This is a genomic window from Glycomyces artemisiae, assembly GCF_003002955.1.
Classification (GTDB): domain Bacteria; phylum Actinomycetota; class Actinomycetes; order Mycobacteriales; family Micromonosporaceae; genus Glycomyces; species Glycomyces artemisiae.
The window spans coordinates 204,778-223,426 of the sequence record NZ_PVTJ01000001.1; the positions used below are offsets into that span (position 1 = coordinate 204,778).

17 protein-coding genes are annotated in these 18,649 nt (G+C 71.4%); 7 read left to right on the plus strand and 10 right to left on the minus strand.

Features of this window, described 5'->3' with window-relative positions:
• Positions 1-36 precede the first annotated feature (36 nt).
• Positions 37-390 (minus strand): STAS domain-containing protein, encoded by a 354-nt coding sequence (locus B0I28_RS00965; protein WP_106361949.1) that lies wholly within the window; start codon positions 388-390, stop codon positions 37-39.
• Positions 391-700: 310 nt separating this feature from the next.
• Between B0I28_RS00965 and B0I28_RS00970 the strand changes: the two genes are divergently transcribed.
• The 3 genes from B0I28_RS00970 to B0I28_RS00980 all read left to right on the plus strand — a co-directional run bounded on the left by B0I28_RS00970 (position 701) and on the right by B0I28_RS00980 (position 4,562).
• Entirely contained in the window at positions 701-1,420 is a 720-nt protein-coding gene (locus tag B0I28_RS00970) for a response regulator transcription factor (RefSeq protein ID WP_106361950.1), read from the plus strand.
• The gene (locus B0I28_RS00975) at positions 1,417-2,928 is read left to right on the plus strand and encodes a sensor histidine kinase (RefSeq protein ID WP_106361951.1); all 1,512 of its coding nucleotides are present in this window, start codon (positions 1,417-1,419) and stop codon (positions 2,926-2,928) included. The genes B0I28_RS00970 and B0I28_RS00975 overlap by 4 nt, the downstream gene beginning before the upstream one ends.
• Positions 2,929-3,104: 176 nt before the next feature.
• Positions 3,105-4,562 carry a S1C family serine protease gene (locus B0I28_RS00980; RefSeq protein ID WP_106361952.1) on the plus strand — a complete coding sequence of 486 codons (1,458 nt, stop codon included), beginning with the start codon at positions 3,105-3,107 and terminating at the stop codon, positions 4,560-4,562.
• Positions 4,563-4,621: 59 nt separating this feature from the next.
• Here the strand turns inward: B0I28_RS00980 and B0I28_RS00985 are convergent, their stop codons facing one another.
• Positions 4,622-5,179, minus strand: a complete 558-nt coding sequence (locus B0I28_RS00985; protein ID WP_181245586.1) for a restriction endonuclease — start codon at positions 5,177-5,179, stop codon at positions 4,622-4,624.
• 301 nt (positions 5,180-5,480) lie between these two features.
• Between B0I28_RS00985 and rsmI the strand changes: the two genes are divergently transcribed.
• Positions 5,481-6,332: a 16S rRNA (cytidine(1402)-2'-O)-methyltransferase gene (rsmI, locus tag B0I28_RS00990; protein WP_342761181.1), complete on the plus strand. Its 852-nt coding sequence runs from the start codon at positions 5,481-5,483 to the stop codon at positions 6,330-6,332.
• 6 nt (positions 6,333-6,338) lie between these two features.
• On the opposite strand, the gene B0I28_RS00995 is transcribed toward rsmI, so the two are convergent.
• Genes B0I28_RS00995 through B0I28_RS01010 form a run of 4 tightly spaced genes read right to left on the minus strand, consistent with a single transcriptional unit; the run spans position 6,339 to position 9,066 of the window.
• Positions 6,339-6,752, minus strand: a complete 414-nt coding sequence (locus B0I28_RS00995) for a type II toxin-antitoxin system VapC family toxin (RefSeq protein ID WP_106361955.1) — start codon at positions 6,750-6,752, stop codon at positions 6,339-6,341.
• On the minus strand, positions 6,749-6,994 hold the full coding sequence (locus B0I28_RS01000; RefSeq protein WP_146147928.1) for a hypothetical protein: 246 nt from the start codon (positions 6,992-6,994) through the stop codon (positions 6,749-6,751). The genes B0I28_RS00995 and B0I28_RS01000 overlap by 4 nt, the downstream gene beginning before the upstream one ends.
• Before the next feature lie 45 nt (positions 6,995-7,039).
• A complete protein-coding gene (locus B0I28_RS01005; protein ID WP_146147929.1) occupies positions 7,040-8,152 on the minus strand; it encodes an ABC transporter permease in 1,113 nt (370 codons plus the stop codon).
• On the minus strand, positions 8,149-9,066 hold the full coding sequence (locus tag B0I28_RS01010; protein ID WP_106361958.1) for an ABC transporter ATP-binding protein: 918 nt from the start codon (positions 9,064-9,066) through the stop codon (positions 8,149-8,151). The genes B0I28_RS01005 and B0I28_RS01010 overlap by 4 nt, the downstream gene beginning before the upstream one ends.
• Positions 9,067-9,326: 260 nt before the next feature.
• On the opposite strand from B0I28_RS01010, the gene B0I28_RS01015 reads away from it, so the two are divergent.
• From B0I28_RS01015 to B0I28_RS01025, 3 genes are all read left to right on the plus strand, one after another.
• Entirely contained in the window at positions 9,327-10,736 is a 1,410-nt protein-coding gene (locus B0I28_RS01015) for an MFS transporter (protein WP_106361959.1), read from the plus strand.
• Positions 10,737-10,847: 111 nt separating this feature from the next.
• Positions 10,848-12,887: a molybdopterin oxidoreductase family protein gene (locus tag B0I28_RS01020; protein ID WP_106361960.1), complete on the plus strand. Its 2,040-nt coding sequence runs from the start codon at positions 10,848-10,850 to the stop codon at positions 12,885-12,887.
• 148 nt (positions 12,888-13,035) lie between these two features.
• Positions 13,036-14,142 (plus strand): alpha/beta hydrolase family protein, encoded by a 1,107-nt coding sequence (locus tag B0I28_RS01025; protein ID WP_181245587.1) that lies wholly within the window; start codon positions 13,036-13,038, stop codon positions 14,140-14,142.
• A 57-nt stretch (positions 14,143-14,199) separates the two neighbouring features.
• Here B0I28_RS01025 and ispH read toward each other — a convergent pair whose 3' ends face one another.
• The 4 genes from ispH to B0I28_RS01045 form a co-directional block, all read right to left on the minus strand.
• Complete coding sequence (ispH, locus tag B0I28_RS01030) at positions 14,200-15,138, minus strand: 4-hydroxy-3-methylbut-2-enyl diphosphate reductase (protein WP_181245629.1); 939 nt, start codon at positions 15,136-15,138, stop codon at positions 14,200-14,202.
• Positions 15,135-16,148 (minus strand): polyprenyl synthetase family protein, encoded by a 1,014-nt coding sequence (locus B0I28_RS27745; RefSeq protein WP_106361963.1) that lies wholly within the window; start codon positions 16,146-16,148, stop codon positions 15,135-15,137. Before B0I28_RS27745 ends, ispH begins: the two co-directional genes overlap by 4 nt.
• A 73-nt stretch (positions 16,149-16,221) precedes the next feature.
• A complete protein-coding gene (locus B0I28_RS01040) occupies positions 16,222-17,643 on the minus strand; it encodes a family 2B encapsulin nanocompartment shell protein (RefSeq protein ID WP_106361964.1) in 1,422 nt (473 codons plus the stop codon).
• Positions 17,644-17,725: 82 nt separating this feature from the next.
• The gene (locus B0I28_RS01045) at positions 17,726-18,520 is read right to left on the minus strand and encodes a bestrophin-like domain (RefSeq protein WP_106361965.1); all 795 of its coding nucleotides are present in this window, start codon (positions 18,518-18,520) and stop codon (positions 17,726-17,728) included.
• Positions 18,521-18,649 lie beyond the last annotated feature (129 nt).

An 18,649-nucleotide genomic window follows, 5' to 3' on the forward strand; every position in this document is an offset into this window, starting at 1 on the left:
GTCCGGGAGGGGCCTCCGGAGGGCCTGCGGGCCGGTCTAGCCGGCCGCGCTGCGCTCCTTGCCGGAGAACGTCTCGGTGGGCTCCTCCAGCAGCTCCTCGGCGCCGACGACGGTGAACAGGCGCGTGATGAAGCGGTTGGGGTTGACGACGGCCAGCGCGACGCCCATCTCGCGGGCGATGCGGTAGGCCACGACGATGGTGCCGATGCCGGTGGAGTCGAGGACCGTCACCTTCGCGACGTCGACCCGGATGGCGGTCGCCCCGCCCGCTTCGAGCGCGTTGGTGATCGTCTCCCGGATCTGGGGCGCCGTGGCGTAGTCGACTTCGCCGGAGAGCTCGACGGTGACGACACCGGTGTCGGTCGTGGCGGTCTCGATTGACAGCGTCATATTGCGATCCTCGCCCCTGTTGGGATCCTGGCCCGAGCACACCTGCCGTACTCGGCTGGGACACAAAGTCTATCCGACGGCCCCGACCGAAAACAGCTCGCGCGCGCCGGATGACCGCAAAGCAACGCACTCTTCGGAAAAAGGTCACACGAACGTGATCCGCGTGGGTGCGGACGGTCACCTCGGCGGGCCCGCGCGGCGACCGCTTGGCACGCCACGGCGCCCGGCGTATGCTTCAGGACCACCTGTGACCAGCGGAGCACCGGCCCGTCGTGCCGACCGGCCCGCCCCGACCGCGAAGATGAGGCACATGCCGCTTTCGACCAGCCAGCCGAGCGCCGAGACCGAAGCGACCCTCCTGGTCGTCGAGGACGACGAGAACATCTGCGAGCTGCTCGCGACGTCGCTGCGGTACGCGGGGTTCGCCGTCCACGCCGTGGGCTCGGGCGACGAGGCGCTCCGCTCGATCGCGAGGCACCGTCCCGACCTGGTGGTCCTCGACGTGAACCTGCCGGACTTCGACGGCTTCGAGGTGGTGCGGCGGATGCGCTCGGGCTCCGACCACACGCCGGTGCTCTTCCTCACCGCCCGCGACGACACGGCCGACACCGTCACGGGCCTGTCGGTCGGCGGCGACGACTACATCACCAAGCCGTTCGCGCTCGAAGAGGTCGTGGCCCGCATCCGCGCGGTGCTGCGCCGCTCCTCCGGCGAGCTGCCGCGGCCCTCGCGCCTCCAGTACGCGGACCTCGAACTCGACGAGGAGACGCACGAGGTGTGGCGCGCGGGCAAGGCCGTGCAGCTCTCGCCCACCGAGTTCAAGCTCCTGCGGTACTTCATGATCAACGCCGGGCGGGTGCTGTCGAAGGCGCAGATCCTCGACCACGTGTGGCGCTACGACTTCCGCGGGGACGACGGGATCGTCGAGTCGTACGTGTCGTACCTGCGGCGCAAGATCGACACCGGGGAGCCGAAGCTCATCCAGACCCTCCGGGGCATCGGCTACGTCCTGCGGGAGCAGCATCGTTGAGCGCTCCGCGCGTCCTTGAAGGCGCCCGCGACAAGTGGGACCGCACCCCGCTGAGGGTCCGGCTCACCGCGGCCGTGCTCGTCCTCGTGGCCGGGTCGCTCATCCTCATCAGCGTCTCCACGATCCTGGCGCTGCACTCGTACTTCCTGGGCACCGTGGACGAGGAGCTGGAGGCGCAGCTGCTCAACTTCAGCCCCGACGTGTTCGACCCCGAGGACATGGAGGACGACGACGGGACCCCGGCCGTGCGGCCCGAGCAGTACGTCTTCTCGATCCTCTACAGCGGCGGCAACCGCTTCGACCGGCCCAACGACCGCGCCGACTACCCGGTGTTCGACTACGAGGACCTGGTCGCCGCCGACGGCGAGGCGTTCACGGCGCTGTCGGCCGACGGCACCACGCGCTGGCGGGTGCTGGGCCTGTCCGGCACGATGGTCGGCACGAACGACCCCGAGTACGACCCGGAGGACCACAACCTCCAGGGCGACGCGTACTACGTGCTGTCGTACAAGCTCGCGCACTTCGACAAGACCGTCGCAGGGCTGGTGTGGGTGGACCTGCTCATCGGGGCGGGCGTGCTCGCGGGGCTCGCGGCGATCGGCGTGGGCCTGGTGCGGGCGAGCCTGTCGCCGCTGCGGCAGATCGAGAACACCGCGGCGATGATCGCCGCGGGGAACTACTCGCGGCGCGTGCCCGAGCACGACCCGGCGACCGAGGTCGGCCGGGTGGGCCGGGCCATCAACTCGATGCTCACGAAAGTCGAAGGGGCCCTACGGGCTCGCGAGTACTCCGAGCAGCGCGCGCACGACTCGGAGGAGCGGATGCGCGAGTTCATCGCGGACGCCTCGCACGAGCTGCGCACGCCCTTGACGAGCGTGCGCGGGTACGCGGAGCTGGTGCGCTCGAACCCGCAGATGCCCGAGGCCGACCGGCAGCACTACATCCGCCAGATCGAGGAGGCCGCCAAGCGCATGGGCCTGCTCGTGGGCGACCTGCTGCACCTGGCGCGGCTCGGGCAGGAGCGGCCGGTGGAGACCGAGCCGGTGGACCTGGCGCCGCTCGCGCACGAGGCGGTGACCGCGCACGCGGTCATGGCCGAGGACCACGAGCTGAGCTTCACGTGCGTGCCCGGCTCGGCCACGGTGGTCGCGGCGGACCGGGCCCGGATGCGGCAGGTCCTCGACAACCTGCTGTCGAACGCGCTGCGGCACACGCCCGCGGGCACGAACGTGCACGTGGAACTCGCCTCGGAGGACGGGACGGTGCTGCTCACCGTCGCCGACGACGGGCCCGGCATGGAGCAGGAGACCGCCGACCGGGTCTTCGAGCGGTTCTTCCGCTCCGACGCGGTCGTCCACCCCGGCTCAGGGCTCGGCCTGGCGATCGTCGCGGCCATCGTGAAGGCCCACGGCGGCACGGTGCAGGTCGCGTCGCGGCCCGGCGAGGGCACGGCGTTCACGGTGCGCCTGGCGGCCGAGCCCGAGGTGGAGGCGCAGGACGAGTCCTAGCGTCCTCGGAGCCGATTCTTGGGAACCTCTGAGGCACCCGTCCCCGAGGCAGCGCTTGCCCGCGCCCGCCCGACCCGTCTGACCAGTGCGCCCGCGTCTGAACCGGACTCGGTTCATTAAAGGGTTTTAAGGCGTTTTTGCAGCGGGCCGAGAGCTGGGCCCTGCAAGCTGCTTACATGAGCAACACTGAGAGCACCAAGGGCCCCGAGGGGACCGAGCCCAGGGGCCCCGAAGGGGCTCCGAACCCCGAGCAGGCCGCGGCCGCCGCGGACCAGCCGCTCCCCGAGAGCTTCCAGGACCACCCCGCCGCCGAGCAGCACGTCGAGCACCCCGCCGAGCCGCCCGCGGCTCCCGAAGCGAGCCTGCCGCCCGCCGCGGCCCCGGCGCCCTCCTACCCGGAGGCCCCCGCCCACCCGCCGCTGCACCAGGCCCCCGTCCAGCACGCCCCGCAGGGGCCGGCGACCGAGCAGACCCGCGTGCTTCCGGCGGGCGCTCCCGCCCCGGCACCGGCCGGAGCGCCGCACATGAACGCGCCCGCACCGGGCTGGCAGCCCTCGCAGGTCCCGCCGATGTACCAGGGTCCGGGCGCGGTCGCGGCACCGCCGCGGCGCGGCCGCGGCAAGCTCGTGGCCGGGGCGCTCGCGCTGGCCCTGATCGCGGGCGGCGCCGGCGGCGTCGCGGGCTGGTTCCTCAACGACGGGAACCCGGGCACCACCGTGGTCGAGTCCGTGTCGATGAACGCCGGCGACGGCCTCACCTACACCGACATCGTGAACAAGGTCAGCCCGTCGGTCGTCACGATCGTCACCGACTCCGCGGAGGGCTCGGGCGTGGTCTATTCCAAGGACGGCTACATCGTCACGAACAACCACGTGGTCGACGGCGCGCAGACCGTGGAGGTCCGCTTCTCCGACGGCACGACCGCCGACGCGCAGATCATCGCCACCGACACGACGCAGGACCTCGCCGTCATCCAGGTGTCGGGCGTGGACGACCTGACGCCGATCACGTTCGGCGACTCCGACTCGATCCAGGTCGGCGACGCCGCCGTGGCCCTCGGCTCGCCGCTGGGCCTCGAAGGGACCGTCACGACCGGCATCGTCTCGGCCCTCGACCGGTCGATGACCGTCGCGGGCGAGGAGCAGCAGGGCTTCCAGCAGCAGTCAAGCTCGACGCTCACCGGCCTGATCCAGACCGACGCGGCCATCAACTCCGGGAACTCCGGCGGCGCGCTCGTCAACGGCAACGGCGAGCTCATCGGCATCAACACGGCCATCGCCACCACCGACTCCGGCTCGATCGGCCTCGGCTTCGCGATCCCGTCGAACACCGTCCAGAGCGTGGTCGAGCAGCTCATCCAGAACGGCTCGGTCGAGCAGGGCTACCTCGGGGTCTCGGTGGCCGACACCGACGGCAACGGCGCGATGGTCCTGTCCGTGGAGGGCGGCTCGCCCGCCGAGTCCGCGGGCCTGCAGGAGGGCGACATCATCACCGCCGTCGACGGCAACCCGGTCACCAGCGCCTCCGAGGTGGTCGCGGCGGTGCAGGGCACGGCCTCGGGCACCGAGGTCGCCATCACGTACACGCGGGACGGCCAGGAGGCGACCGCGAACGCGACGCTCGCCGCCTCGTGATCCTGAACGCGCGCAAGCGGAGACGCGGCCCCGGGCTTTCGCCCGGGGCCGCGGCCGTGTCACTGCGCGGCGCTCGTCCCGGCCTGGATCGCGGCCCGCACGGGGCGCAGCTCGACCGGCGGCTGGCCGGTGTCGATCCATTCCGCGAGGCGGTCGCGGTCCACGATGAGGACGCCCAGCTGGCGCGCGACCGCTTCGTTGCGGGCGGCGTGGTGCATCCAGTGGAGGTTCGCGTTGGTGATGATGACGCCGGCGTCGCAGTCCCAGCGGGCCTTGATCTCCCCGCCGAGGATCTGGACGTGGCGGTTGCCGTTGCGGCGGCGCAGCTGCTTGTCGTCCTTCTTGGCGCGCACGATGATCCGCTTGCCGTTGTTGAAGGTGACCACGAAGTTGCAGCCGAGGTCGTTCTTGCGGTGGCCGAACTTCTTGACGCGCTTGGCGTCGAGGCCGACGAGGAGCTGGCCGACCATCGCGTCGAACGAGGGCATGTTCATGCGGTCGACGTTGCGCATGAGCTCGTGGCGCTCGGCGGTGAGCGTGCGGTCGCGGTGCTCGTGGCCGCGGCTGCGGAACAGGACCCATCCCGCTATCGCCGTGCCCCCCAACAGGATCGCCACCGAAGCGAACCATGCCCAATGGTCCGCTACGAAACTCAGAACGTAGTAGCCGATGATGAGAGCGGCGAGACCCGCTCCTACTCTGAGGATCACGGACAAGGCGGCCTCCATTTGGTTCAGAGGGCTTGCGGTTAGCGTTATGTCGCCTGTGTTGTGACTACGAGTATCCGTTACCGTTCGCTCACGCGTAAGGGCAATGTCCGGTACCCGACAGCATGACTCGGCATCCTGCATGTGCGGCCCGTCGCGGCGCGCTCACCGGCCCGGCCCCCCGCCGCCGTTGGTGGGGGATACTGTCCCGGTGTCGACACCTACTTCTGGCGTTTTGGTGCTTCTCGGTGCGCCCCTGGGAAATCCAGAGGACGCCTCGTCTCGTCTGCGGACCGAGCTCGGCCTCGCGGACGTCATCGCCGCAGAGGATACCCGGCGGCTGCGGCGCTTGCTCAGTGAGCTGGATGTGGCCACCGGGGCTCAGGTCACGTCCTATTTCGAGGCGAACGAGGCGGGGCGAACCGAGACCCTTATCGAACAATTGTACGACGGCAAGCGGGTCGCCGTCATCACCGACGGCGGCATGCCCTCGGTCTCCGACCCCGGCTTCCGCCTGGTCCGGGCCGCGATCGACGCCGGGATCGCGGTCACGTGCGCGCCCGGCGCGAGCGCCGTGACGACTGCCCTCGCCCTCTCCGGCATGCCGTGCGACCGGTTCTGCTTCGAGGGCTTCGCACCTCGCAAGGACGGCGAGCGGCGCCGCCTCTTCGGCGAGCTCGCCGAGGAGAAGCGCACCATGGTCTTCTTCGAATCGCCGCGCCGTGTAGCGGATACCTTGCAGGCGATGTCCGAAACCTTCGGCGCCGACCGCCCCGCGGCCCTGTGCCGCGAGCTCACCAAGACCCACGAGGAGATCCGCCGCGGCACCCTCGCCGAGCTGGCGGCAGGCGCCGAATCCGACCCGCCCCGCGGCGAGATCACCCTCGTCATATCGGGCTGGACCGGCCCCGACGCCAGCGAGGCCACCCCCGAGGCCATGGCCGCGGCCGTCGCCGCCCTGGAGGAGGCGGGCACCGACCGCAAGACCGCCATGAAAGAAACAGCGACCCGCTTCGGTGTTCCGAAGCGGGTCGTCTACGACGCGGTGCTCAAAGCAGACTGATGCGGGTCATGCCGTCGGGCTCGGGCGCACGACGACGAACTCGCACTTTGCCGCACCAGATGCCTCCATGCGCGCGTCGGCGGTGAGCAGCGGAAGCCCGTGTCGCTCGGCGACGGCGACGTAGAGGGCGTCATAGGCGCTGAGGCTGTGCCGCAGTTTCCACGCCCGGTCGACCGCGTCGAAGTCGGGTGCGATCAGGTCCACGCCGAGGTCGAAGTACTCCCGGAGCGCCCACTCGGCGCGATCCGGCTCGACCTTCCCGCCCAGGACCATGCCTCGCAGGCTGTGCGTGAGCTCTGCGGTCAGATGTGTCGGCGCGATCCACTCCTGATGCATGGAGAGCGCACTCCGGGCCTGGTCGCCGAGGTCGTCGTCATGGGCGAGCGCGAACACCATCGCGCTGGCGTCGACCACGATCATTCGGCACCGCGCCGCGGAGCGTCTTTCGCGGCGAGCACGTCCTCGACGGTGAAGGTCGCGCTCGGCATGGTCTTCAGGCGTGCTTCGATCTCGGCGAGTTTCAACCGGTTGCGGTTGCCCGCGATCGTCTTGCGCACCAGGTCCGCCATGAACGCTTGCAATGACATGTGCTGGGCCTCGGCCATGGCGCGGAGCTCGGCGACCTCTGCTTCGGTGAGCGAGCGGATGAGCACGTTAGTCATACGTCGATGCTAGCTTGCAAAAGTGCAAGCATGCTTGCAACACGCTCACAGCTCGTCGAATTTGAAGGTCTTCCAGGACACGAGGGCGACGAGGACCGCGAAGGCCGCGAGGAAGCCGATCTGGGGGAGGACCGCCGCGGGGGACTCGCCGTAGACGACGACCGACTGGAGCGCCTCGTTGAGGTAGCGCATCGGCGAGGCGTACGAGAGCCACTGGACCCACTGCGGGGAGAGCGCGAGCGGGTAGAACGCGCCGGAGACGAACGCCATCGGCATCGTCACGAGGTTGCTGAGCCCGGCGGCGGCTGGGCTGGTCTGGGCGATGCCGCCGATGACCACGCCGATCGCGAGGAACGCGAACGTGCCGAGCAGGACCAGCGGCACCGCGAACCACGTCCACGCCGACAGTCGCAGCCCGAAGCCGACCGCGGCGACCGCGAGGAACACCGCGGTCTGCACGACCGCGACCACGAGGTTCACGGAGATCTTCGCGCCCAGGAACGTCCCCACCGAGGCGGGGGTGAGGCGCAGGCGCCGCATGAGCTTGTCGCGCTTCCAGTCCACGATCGTGCCGGCCGCTCCGAACACGCCGGAGATGGCGACGCCCCACGCGAGGATGCCCGGCGCGAGGTACTGGATCGGCTGGAGCGCGCCGCCGTCGGCCTCCTCGACGTCGGTGGCGAGCACCGGCACGTCGGGCGCCGCCGCGGAGAGGACCTCCAGGTTGACGTCGTCGACGAGCGAGGAGAGGCGGCCCGAGGCGATCGCGCCGGAGGTCGAATTCGTCGCCGACGGGTAGATGCGCACCGTGGAGCCGTCCTGGACGACCGCGGCATCAGCGTCGCCCTCGCGGAGCATCGCCAGCGCCGCGTCGAGGTCCGACGCGCTTTCGACGGTGAACTCGTCGGGGTCGGCGCCGTCGAGGACCGCGACGTCGCCGACGGCGACGATCCGGGAGGCCGCCGTGTCGCCGGAGCCGAAGACGCTCGCGAGCAGCACCATGAACATGAGCGGCAGGAGGATCGTGAAGAAGATCTGGCTGCGGTCGCGGATCCACCCGCGGCCCAGGGCCTTGAACAGGCTCAGGAACGCCCGGCCCCGCGTGCCCGCGGGCACGTCGCGGCTCGTCTCGGTGCGCTGCTCGGTCACCGCGCTCATCCGCGCCACTCCCGTCCGGTGACGTGCAGGAACACGTCTTCGAGGTTCGCCGTGCGCACCGCGAGGCCCTCCAGGGCCCCGTCGGAGGCCAGCGCGGTCAAGAGCTTGCGCGGGTCGCGGGTCTCGAACACGACCGTCCCGTCGGCGGTGCTCGCGGTGCCGTCGAGCGCGAGCTCGGCGATGCGGGCGTCGTCGAGCTGCCCGGCCGCGACGGTGACGCGCGTCGGCGCGTCGAGTTTCCGCACGAACCCGGCGGGGGAGTCGACGGCCTTGATGCGCCCGGCGTCCATGATGGCGACCCGGTCGCAGAGCGCCTCGGCCTCCTCCATGTAGTGCGTGGTGAGGACCACGGTCCGGCCCTCGTCGTTGATGGCGCGCATGAGGTCCCAGAGGTTGCGGCGGGCCTGCGGGTCGAGGGCGGCGGTGGGCTCGTCGAGGAACACCAGCTCGGGGTCGCCGACGAGCGCGCACGCGATGGAGAGGCGCTGCTGCTGGCCGCCCGAGAGCTTCTCGCAGCGCATGTTCGCGTGCTCGGCGAGGCCGACGAGGTCGAGCATCTCGGCGGCGCGGGCCTTCGCGGCGCCGTACAGCTCGGCGAAGGTGCCGATCTGCTCGGCGACGGTGAGGAACTCGAAGAACGCGGACGCCTGGAGCTGCACGCCGAGGCGGCGGGTCAGCTCGGGGGAGTGGGGCCACGGCGAGCGGCCGAGGAGGCGCACGTCCCCGGAGTCGGGCTTGCGCAGGCCCTCGACGATCTCCAGGGTGGTGGTCTTCCCGGCCCCGTTGGGGCCGAGGATGCCGAAGAACTCGCCGCGCTCGACGCGGAAGCTCACGCCGTCGACCGCGCGGACCTCGCCGGTCCGGCGGCCGCGGTAGGTCTTGCGGAGGTCGGCGACCTCGATGGCGGCGTCCATGAGGCGAATCTAGAGGATCGGCCGGTGTGACGGGGTTCTCGGCCGGGCGGGAGTGAAGGTGAACGGCGGTTCCCGGGCAAAACGGGCGTTCGCAGGGTCCCCCGGCTCAACAGTGCCGCACGGGTGCGACAGCGCCGAGGCGCCCGGCGTGCGCGCCTTCCTCGCATTCACACCCTCCGTAACAGGACCGTGAGGTGAACTTCACGGGCCCGGTACGACGGGCGCACGTCCAGGCAACGCCGTCCGCAGAGGGTGGGGCCATGACTTCGACACTGACGCCCCCGGCCGGCACGGCCGCCCCCCGCAAAGGCTGGATCAGCGACTGGCGCCCGGACGACGAGGGCTTCTGGCAGTCGACCGGCCGCAAGACCGCCCGGCGCAACCTGGTGTGGTCGGTGCTCGCCGAGCACCTCGGCTTCTCGGTGTGGACGATGTTCAGCATCATCACCCCGTACCTGGCGGCCTCGGGCTACGAGTTCTCCGTCAGCCAGCTGTTCTGGCTCACCGCGGTCCCGAACCTCGTCGGCGCGTTCCTGCGCATCCCCTACACCGCCGCCGTGGCCCTGTTCGGCGGCCGGAACTGGACGATCATCTCCGCGGCGCTGCTCGTGGTCCCGACCGCGCTCCTCGCGTACTGCGTCATGACGCCCGGCACGCCCTACTGGCTGTTCGTCGTCGCGGGCGTGACCGCCGGGTTCGGCGGCGGGAACTTCGCGTCGTCCATGGCGAACATCTCCTACTTCTACCCGGAGCGCCACCGCGGCTCCGCGCTCGGCGTCAACGCCGCGGGCGGGAACATCGGCGTCGCGGCCGTGCAGTTCTTCGGGCCGCTCGTGATCGGCGCGGCCGTCCTCGGCTCCTCGCAGGGCACCACCGACACCGGGCAGGCGTTCTACCTGCACAACGTGCCGCTGCTGTGGCTGGTCCTGGCCGTGTTCGCCGCGATCATGGCCTGGCGCGCGATGGACAACCTCGCGGTGGCCCGCACGCCGCTGCGCGAGCAGGTCCCGGCGCTGGCCCGCAGCCACACGTGGATCATGAGCGTCCTCTACATCGGCACGTTCGGGTCGTTCATCGGCTACTCGTTCGCGTTCCCGCTGGTCATCAAGCTCGCGTTCCCGGAGTTCAACGCCCTGTGGATCGCCGCGCTCGGCCCGCTCGTCGGCTCCCTCGCCCGCCCCATCGGCGGCTGGTTCGCCGACCGCCTCGCGGGCGCCCCGATCACCTCCGGCGCGTTCGCGCTCATGGCGGTCGGCGCGATGGGCGCGATCTGGGGCATCAACTCGGCGTCGTTCCCGCTGTTCTTCGCCTCGTTCATGCTCCTGTTCGTCATGAGCGGCGTCGCGAACGGCTCCACGTACCGGTCGATCCCGGCGATCTTCCAGGCCGAGGCCGCCGCCGCGGCCGGGGGCAAGGCCGGCGAGGCCGACGTGCTCCAGGCGAAGAAGATCACCGCCGCGGCCCTCGGCTGGATCTCCGCGATCGGCGCGTTCGGCGGGTTCCTCATCAACCAGGGCTTCCGCATCGCCAACGAGACCACCGGGTCCGTGGTCCCCGCGATGTGGGCGTTCGTCGGCGCCTACGCGTTCTTCCTGGTCCTCAACTGGTGGTGCTACCAGCGCACCGTCCTCGTCGCGAAGGCCCCGAGCCTCGCGTACGCCAAGGTCTGACCCTCTCGCGCACGGCCCGCAATCGCCGCCTCCGGGCGATTGCGGGCCACTTAGCATTCCTGAAACATCACTCACGTGAACGCGTAACCGCCTCTGGGCACACTCGCCCTCATGACCGCTCGCACCCGCCTCCCCGTCCTCCGCAGCGCCGACACGCACTGCCCGTACTGCGCGCTCCAGTGCGGCATGCGGCTCGAAGAGGACGCCGACGGCACGGTCACGGCCGCGCCCCGCGGCGGCGGCATGTGCAAGAAGGGGTGGACCTCGCCCGAGCTGCTCGACCACCCCGACCGGATCACGACACCGCTCCTGCGCGGGAAGCCGGTCTCCTGGGACGAGGCCCTCGACCACGTCGCCGACCGCATCCGGGCCGTCCAGGCCGAGCACGGGAAGGACGCCGTCGGCGTCTTCGGCGGCGGCGGGCTCACCAACGAGAAGGTCTACCAGCTCGGCAAGTGGGCCCGGCTCGCGTTGGGCACCAAGCACATCGACTACAACGGCCGGTTCTGCATGTCGTCGGCCGCCGCGGCCCTCAACCGCGCGTTCGGCGTCGACCGCGGCCTCCCCTTCCCCGCCGAGGACTTGAAAGAAGCCGAGGTCGTGGTGCTCGTGGGCGCGAACCCGGCCGAGACCATGCCGCCGTTCATGCGGTTCCTCCAGAACGCGGAGCTCATCGTCGTGGACCCGCGGCGCACCGCCACCGCCGAGGCCGCGCAGCTCCACCTCCAGCCCGCCCCCGGCACCGACCTCGCGCTCGCGAACGGCCTGCTGCACATCGCGATCGAGCAGGGCTTCCTCGACCGGGCCTACATCGCCGACCACACGTCCGGCTTCGACGAGGTCCGCCAGACCGCCGCCGGGTACTGGCCCGCGTTCGTCGAGCGGACCACCGGCGTCTCCGTCCCCGACCTGTACGCGGCCGCGAGGCTCATGGCGGGCAAGCGGACCGCGATCCTCACCGCCCGCGGCTCCGAGCAGCACGCGAAAGGCGTCGACACCGTCACCGCGTGGATCAACCTCGCGCTGGCCCTGGGGCTTCCGGGGCGCCCGTCCTCGGGCTACGGGTGCCTGACGGGCCAGGGGAACGGGCAGGGCGGGCGCGAGCACGGCCAGAAGGCCGACCAGCTCCCCGGGTACCGGATGATCACCGACCCGGCGGCGCGCGAGCACGTCGCGGGCGTGTGGGGCGTCGACCCCGAGACGCTCCCCGGGCCCGGCGTGTCGGCCGTGGAGCTGCTGCGCAAGTGCGGCGAGGAGGTGCGGATGCTGTTCGTGCTCGGCTCCAACCCGGTCGTGTCGGCGCCGCGGGCCGCACGGGTCGCCGACCGGCTCAAGGACCTCGACTGCCTCGTGTCGCTCGACTTCGTCATGTCCGAGACCGCGCGGCTCGCCGAGGTGGTCCTGCCCGTGACGCAGTGGGCCGAGGAGGACGGCACGATGACGAACCTCGAAGGGCGCGTCATCCGCCGCAGGTCCCTGCGCCCCGCCCCCGCCGAGGTCCGCTCCGACCTGTGGATCATGCAGGAGCTGGCCGCGCGCCTCGATGCGCCCGGCACCTACTCGACCGACCCGGAGGCGATCTTCGAGGAACTCGGCCGCGCCTCCGCGGGCGGCAAGGCCGACTACTCGGGGATCACCTACGGGCGCATGGAGACCCAGTCGTTCCAGTGGCCCGTCCCGGCCCTCGACCACGACGGCACGCCGCGCATGTTCACTGACCTGACGTTCTTCACCCCGGACGGCCGGGCCCGGTTCACCGCCGTCGACCACCGCCACCCCGCCGAGCGCCGCGACAGCGTCTACCCGCTGTACCTGACCACCGGCCGCATCCTCACCCAGTACCAGTCGGGCGCCCAGACCCGGCTCATCGGCTCCCTCGACGGCGAGCAGTTCCTCCAGATCCACCCCGACACCGCCGTGCGGCACGGCATCGGCGACGGCGACCTGGTGCGCGTCACCTCCCGGCGCGGCTCCTACACCGCCGCGGCCCGCCTCAGCGCCGACATCCGCCCCGACACCGTGTTCAGCCCCTTCCACTTCCCCGGCGCCGCCAACGCGAACGCCGCCGTCTCCGACGTCCTCGACCCGATCAGCCGCATGCCCGAGTTCAAGGTCTGCGCCGTCAAGATCGCCCTCGCCCCGAACCCCTGACCTTCGTCAGGGTTGAAGGGCCGGGAATATCGGTCGAAAGAAGGAGACGGTCCGGACGAATTGCCCAGGGCGGCAGCCGCTCCGGCGGTCAGAGTTGGTGATGCGGGCCCGACCGGGCCCGCGCCACCCACTCCCGATTGGACGCATCTTGCAACGCAGCACGAGACGGACCGTCCTCGTCGCGGCGGCCGCCGCGGCCGCACTGGGCCTCGGGGCCGTCCCCGCGGCCGCCCAGGGGCCCGAGGCGCCGACGCCGCTCGCGATCCCCGAGCCGACCGGCGCGTACGCCACCGGCACCACCGCGATCCACCTCGTCGACGAGGACCGCGCCGACGTCTGGGTCCCGGCCGAGCGCCGCGAACTCATGGTCACCATGTGGTACCCGACCGCCGACGACGGTCCCACCGCCCCGTACATGACCGCCGAGGAGTCGGCCCTGTTCGGCGCCCAACTGGGCATCCCCGCCGACCTCCTCGCCCAAGTGCAGACCAACTCGGTGCCCGGCGCCGAGCCGCTCGCCGACGACGGCTCCCTGCCGCTCGTGGTCCTGTCGCCCGGGTTCTCGTTCCCGCGCGCCACCCTCACCGGCCTCGCCGAGGAACTCGCGAGCCAGGGGTACGCCGTGGCCGCGGTCGGCCACAACTACGAGGCCCCGATCTCGTTCCCCGACCGCACCACCGAGTGCATCACCTGCGAAGACGACATCGACGGCGACACCCTCGTCCCGAACCGGGCCGCGGACCTCGACTTCGTCGTCGAGGAGCTCGAAGCGGGCGCCTGGGACGGCGCGGACCGCATCGACTTCGACCGGATCGCGGTCGGCGGCCACTCGATCGGCGGCGCGTCCGCGCACCGCACGCTCGCCGACTACGAGCGCTTCGACGCCGGGTTCAATCTCGACGGCACCTTCTTCGCGCTCGACCCCAAGCCCGTGCGCGAGCCGTTCCTCATGGTCGGCGCGGAAGCCCACGGGCAGCCCGGCGAAGACGACTCCTGGGACAAGGCCTGGAAGAAGCTCCGCGGCTGGAAGCGGTGGATCACCGTCGACGGCACCGGCCACAGCGCCATGACCGACCTCGCCCCGCTCGCCGAGCAGGCCGGCCTGAACGAGGACGCCACCGACGGCTTCCGCTCCAGCGACATCGCGCGGACCTACGTCACGGCCTTCCTCGACGCGCACCTGCGCTGCGAGGACGAACCGGTCCTCGACGGCCCCAGCGCCGAATGGCCAGAAGTCGAATTCCACAACCCGTAAGGCCCGCAAGGGGAACCAGAAAGGCCCGGCCGCGCGGGTGCGCGCGGCCGGGCTGCCTCACGTCCCCCGGAGCCGCTGGGGGAGGAGGAACTCCTGGGTCTCCTCGGCCACGGCCCGCTCGACCACCTCGACCGGGCCGAGCCCCGCGATCATCGCCACGACCTCGTCGACGAGCCGCGGCGGCGCCGAGGCGCCCGCGGTCACCGCCACCGTCGCCGCGCCGTCGAGCCACGCCGGGTCGACCGCTGCGGCCGTCTCGACCAGGTACGAGGCCACGCCCGCGGTCCGCGCCAGCTCCACGAGCCGGTTCGAGTTCGACGAGTTCGCCGACCCGACCACGAGCACCAGGTCCGCCTCGTCCACGATCGCCGCGACCGCGGCCTGCCGGTTGCTCGTGGCGTAGCAGATGTCCTCGGCCCCTTGCCCCCTGATGTGCGGGAACCGGTCGCGCAGGGCCGCCGCGATGGCCTCGACCTCCGTCACCGCGAGCGTCGTCTGGGACAGGTACGTGACCCGCCGCTCGTCCGCCACGCGCAGCGCCGCCACGTCCGCGGCGGTCTCCACCAGGACCGTCTGCGCCGGCGCGACCCCCATCGTGCCGACCACCTCCTCGTGGCCGTCGTGCCCGATGAGGACGACCGTGTCGCCCGCGTCCGCGGCCCGCTTCGCCTCCGCGTGGACCTTCGCGACCAGCGGGCACGTCGCGTCGACCGCGTCCAGGCCCCGCCGCGCCGCCTCCGCCTCCACCGCCGGGGCCACCCCGTGCGCGGAGAACACGACCAGCGCCCCCGCCGGGACCTCGTCCAGTTCGGACACGAACACCGCGCCGCGGGCCTCCAGGCCCGCGACGACCTGCGCGTTGTGGACGATCTGGTTGCGCACGTACACCGGCGGCCCGTGCTGCTCCAGCAGCCGCTCCACGATCTCGATCGCGCGCTCCACGCCCGCGCAGAACGACCGCGGCGACGGCAGCAGGACCCGGCGGACCGCGGTCACCACACCCTGCCGACGGTGCTCGCGGCCAGGCTCGTCAGCTCCTCGACCGCCCCGCCGTGCAGCCGCCGGTCCGCCAGCCCGTCGGCCGCCGCCGCTGTCAGCGACTCGGCGGCGCGCTGGCTCGCGATGCGGCCCCCGCACGACTCGACGAGCTCGGCCGCGCGCCGCAGCCCGTCCTCGTCGAGCGGGGCCGCGGCCCGGTACAGGGCAGCCAGTTCGGGCGCGTCGGCGTGGCCCGACCCGAGCGCGGCGGTCACCGGCAGCGACTTCTTGCGGTTGCGCAGGTCCGAGTAGACGGCCTTGCCGGTGACGGCCGGGTCGCCCCAGATCCCCAGCAGGTCGTCGACGTGCTGGAACGCGAGCCCGAGCCGGGACCCGAAGTCCCGCAGCGCCTCCACCTGCTCCGGCGTGCCGCCGCCGAACAGCGCGCCGAGCGCCGTCGCGCAGCCCATGAGCGACGCGGTCTTCGCCTCGCTCATCGCCACGCACTCGGCGAGGTCCACGTGCTCGCGGCCCTCGAACCGCGTGTCGGCGAGCTGCCCCTCGATGAGCGCCCGCACGGTCTGCGCGAGCAGCCCCGCGCCCGCGCGCGCCCGGTCGCCGCCCGCCTCGGCGATCACCTCGAACGCGAGCGCGTGCAGGGCGTCGCCGACGAGGATCGCGTCGTTGACCCCGAAGACCTTCCACGCGGTCGGTCGGTGCCGCCGCAGGCCGTCGCGATCGATGATGTCGTCGTGGATGAGGGAGAAGTTGTGGACCATCTCGACCGCGACTGCGGCCGGGACGGCGGTGTGCCACTGGCCGGAGACGGTCTTCGCGGCCAGCAGCGTCAGCAGCGGCCGCAGGGCCTTCCCGGAGTTCGCCTCGACCGGGTTCCCGGCCTCGTCGGTCCATCCGAAGTGGTAGGCCGCGATCCGCGCGGCCGGGGCGGGGAGCCTGCTCGCGGCGGCGCGCAGGCCCGCGTCGATGGCCGCGCGCTCGGCGGTGTACTGGTCGGTCAGGACGGTCATGCGGGGGCCTCCCAATCTCGGGGTACGGGCCCGGGCGGCCGCGGCGGTGCGCTCCGCGGCCGCCCGGGGCTCACTAGCGTCCGATCTCGACGTGTTCGAGGATGCCGAGCGCGTCGGGCACCAGCACGGCCGCCGAGAAGTAGGCGCTCACCAGGTACGACATGACGGCCTTCTCGTCGATGCCCATGAACCGCACCGACAGCCCCGGCTCGTACTCGTCCGGCAGGCCCGTCTGGTGCAGGCCGACCACGCCCTGCTCCTGCTCGCCCAGGCGCATCGCCATGATCGAGGTGGTGCCCGCCGCGGTGATCGGGATCTTGTTGCACGGCAGGATCGGGACGCCCCGCCACGCCGGCATGTGGTGCCCGTCGTACTCCGTGGGCGTCGGGTACAGGCCCCGCTTGCTGCACTCGCGGCCGATCGCCGCGATGGCCTTCGGGTGCGCCAGGATCACCCGCGTGTCGCGGCGCCGCGAGATCAGCTCGTCCAGGTCGTCGGGGGTCGGCGGCCCCGACCGGGTCGGGATGCGCTGGTTCAGCGCCGCGTTGTGCAGGAGCCCGAACTCGCGGTTGTTCACCATCTGGTCCTCCTGCTGCTCGCGCAGGGCCTGGACGGTGAGCCGCAGCTGCTGCTCCATCTGGTTCATCGGCTGGTTGTACAGGTCCGCGACGCGCGTGTGGACGCGCAGCACGGTCTGCGCCACCGACAACTCGTACTCGCGCGGCGCGAGCTCGTAGTCCACGAACGTCGTCGGCAGGTCCGGCTCGCCGGTGTGGCCCGCGGCGATGTCGATCGCCGACTCGCCGTGCTTGTTCGTCTTCGCGGACCGCCCGGCCCGGTACCGCTCCAGGTGCGCCGCGAGCGCCGGGATGCGCTCCACGAGCTCCGCGACCGCGGCGGTCGGGAGCGTCAGCACCGTCACCGGGGTCGCCGCGATGACGTCGTGGCCCCACACCGGCCCGGACTCGGTGAGCAGCTCCTCGCCGAAGTGGTCGCCGTCGACGAGGACCCCGAGGGAGAACCGGTCGCCGAACTTGCCCTCGCCGAACTGCTCGACGCGCCCGTGCGCGACCAAGTGCAGGCCGTCCACAGGGGCGCCCTGCTGCGCGAGGTGCTCGCCGGAGCGGATCTCGCGCTGCTCGAACCGGTCCGCGAGCGCCGCGAGCACCTCCTCGTCGTCGATGCCGCGCAGCTGCGCGATCTCGCCGAGCTCGGTGGGGATCACCCGGACGGCGTCCCCCTCGGTCGTGAACTCGACCCGGCCGTCGCCGACGACGTGCGTCAGGCGCCGGTTGACGCGGTAGGCCCCGCCCTGGGTCTGCACCCACGGCAGCACGCGCAGGAGCCACCTGGAGGTGATCTCCTGCATCTGCGGGACGGACTTGGTGGTGGTGGCGAGGTTGCGGGCGGCGGCGGTGCTGAGGCTGGTCTGGGGGTGCTGTCCGTTGGAGGTCTGCTGGGGGACTGCCGGGTTGCTGACGACGGCGTCGGTCATGCGAACACTTCCTCACTTTGAGGCGGTCAAGGCTCGACTAGCATCATATTGGCTACTGGGGCGTAAACCCCAATAAAATCACTCAAAAGAGTTGATCTGGAGCATAGTTCGCATCGATGTAATCGAAGCGCTCCTGGGCCGTCTGGTACGCCACCGGATCAGTGGCCCCGCTGCGGCTGAACGGGTACTCCAGCTGATAGGTGGCGAACAGCATGAGCGCCACCATCCCCGAGATCAGCCCGACGAGCACGTACTGGTACTTCCGCGTCGGCGTGCCCAGCGTCAGCATCACCGCGAACACCAGGATCGCGCCCGGCACCAGCACCGTCCACATCGCCGCGCTCAGGCCCCGCTCGGCCTGGAGCAGCCGGTCCGTGCGGTACCCGGTGATCGCCAGGACCCCGTCCTCGGCGTCCGTCAGCCGCGCCTGCACCACGTCGTCGTCGGTCTGCGCCCCCGCCACCGGTGCCCGCATCGCATCGAGCAGCATCAGCCCCTCGGAGGACACCGGCTCCCGGTCCCGCATCGCGGGCCACTCCTGCTCGATCACCTCGTCCGTGTAGGCCCGCACGGCCTCGCGCACCAGGTCCCGCTGCTCCGGTTCGAGCGCGGCCGCCGACCAGTACACGTCGACCAGCTCGTTGGCCTCCATGTACGTCACCTGCCCGGCCTCCTCCTTGTTCTCCCACGCCGTGATGAGGACGAACGCGAGCACGATCGCGTACAGGACCGTCAGTAGCTCGAAGATCGTCGTCCCGAGCTCGTTGTTGTGGGCCCGGTTCGTGGGCGGCGCGAACCGCTGGAGCAGCGCGATGACGACGCACGCCGCGGCGACGACCGTAAGGGTGAACAGGAGTCCCTGGAGCCAGATGGGCATTGACCTCACCAAACTTCGTAAAGCAAAATAAAAGGCATGAACAGTGATGAACAACGCAAAAGTCTGAGGTGGGATACGTGCGGCGCCTAGTGGCCTTGGTCATCGCGGCCGTCGCGCTCATGGGCTTCT

Excerpts from the sequence above, each read along its gene's own strand:
- B0I28_RS00965 (WP_106361949.1), bottom strand. The coding sequence starts at position 390 with ATGACGCTGTCAATCGAGACCGCCACGACCGACACCGGTGTCGTCACC.
- B0I28_RS00970 (WP_106361950.1), top strand. The coding sequence starts at position 701 with ATGCCGCTTTCGACCAGCCAGCCGAGCGCCGAGACCGAAGCGACCCTC.
- B0I28_RS00980 (WP_106361952.1), top strand. The coding sequence starts at position 3,105 with ATGAGCAACACTGAGAGCACCAAGGGCCCCGAGGGGACCGAGCCCAGG.
- B0I28_RS00995 (WP_106361955.1), bottom strand. The coding sequence starts at position 6,752 with ATGATCGTGGTCGACGCCAGCGCGATGGTGTTCGCGCTCGCCCATGAC.
- B0I28_RS01000 (WP_146147928.1), bottom strand. The coding sequence starts at position 6,994 with ATGACTAACGTGCTCATCCGCTCGCTCACCGAAGCAGAGGTCGCCGAG.
- B0I28_RS01005 (WP_146147929.1), bottom strand. The coding sequence starts at position 8,152 with ATGAGCGCGGTGACCGAGCAGCGCACCGAGACGAGCCGCGACGTGCCC.
- B0I28_RS01010 (WP_106361958.1), bottom strand. The coding sequence starts at position 9,066 with ATGGACGCCGCCATCGAGGTCGCCGACCTCCGCAAGACCTACCGCGGC.
- B0I28_RS01015 (WP_106361959.1), top strand. The coding sequence starts at position 9,327 with ATGACTTCGACACTGACGCCCCCGGCCGGCACGGCCGCCCCCCGCAAA.
- B0I28_RS01020 (WP_106361960.1), top strand. The coding sequence starts at position 10,848 with ATGACCGCTCGCACCCGCCTCCCCGTCCTCCGCAGCGCCGACACGCAC.
- B0I28_RS27745 (WP_106361963.1), bottom strand. The coding sequence starts at position 16,148 with ATGACCGTCCTGACCGACCAGTACACCGCCGAGCGCGCGGCCATCGAC.
- B0I28_RS01040 (WP_106361964.1), bottom strand. The coding sequence starts at position 17,643 with ATGACCGACGCCGTCGTCAGCAACCCGGCAGTCCCCCAGCAGACCTCC.
- B0I28_RS01045 (WP_106361965.1), bottom strand. The coding sequence starts at position 18,520 with ATGCCCATCTGGCTCCAGGGACTCCTGTTCACCCTTACGGTCGTCGCC.